The organism is Kosakonia sp. H7A, from assembly GCF_003028445.1.
Lineage (GTDB): Bacteria > Pseudomonadota > Gammaproteobacteria > Enterobacterales > Enterobacteriaceae > Kosakonia > Kosakonia radicincitans.
In genome coordinates this window covers 1-432 of record NZ_PYTZ01000146.1, presented here as the reverse complement: position 1 = coordinate 432, position 432 = coordinate 1, and the positions used below count along the sequence as shown (strand labels likewise).

Here is a 432-nt window from a genome sequence, read left to right as displayed (position 1 = left end):
ACGCGGTACGGCACGTCCTGGCGGTACAGCAGCTCGTAGGCGGCCAGGCGCAGCACCGCACGCTCGATGGCGTCGACTTCCTCGACGCTGCGGTCGAGGTATTCGACCAGCGCCTCGTCCAGCTCGGCGCGGTGTGCAAGCACGCCTTCCACCAACGCCTCGAAATACGCCAGGTCGGCGACCTCGTGGGCCTGCTCGTGGGCGAACTGGGCGATGACCTGCTTGGCGAAGCCGCCGGAGATCTGCCAGGCGTAGATGGCCTGCAGGGCGCGGCGACGCGCACGCGAGCGCAACACCGGGTCCACGCCATCGCGGCGCGGCGGACGGGGGCCGTTCTGCTTCGGACCGGTGGACTTGTTCATGGCAGCTGCTCCACCAGGTTGATCATTTCCAGGGCCGCCAGCGCGGCCTCCTCGCCCTTGTTGCCGTGGC

1 protein-coding gene is annotated in these 432 nt (G+C 69.4%); it reads right to left on the bottom strand.

The genetic code is table 11. The annotated features are described in order from the left end of the window. The coding region (nusB, locus tag CWM66_RS28650) for a transcription antitermination factor NusB (RefSeq protein WP_107147762.1) at window positions 1-362 on the bottom strand (362 nt) is incomplete at its 3' end. Between the last annotated feature and the right edge of the window lie 70 nt (window positions 363-432).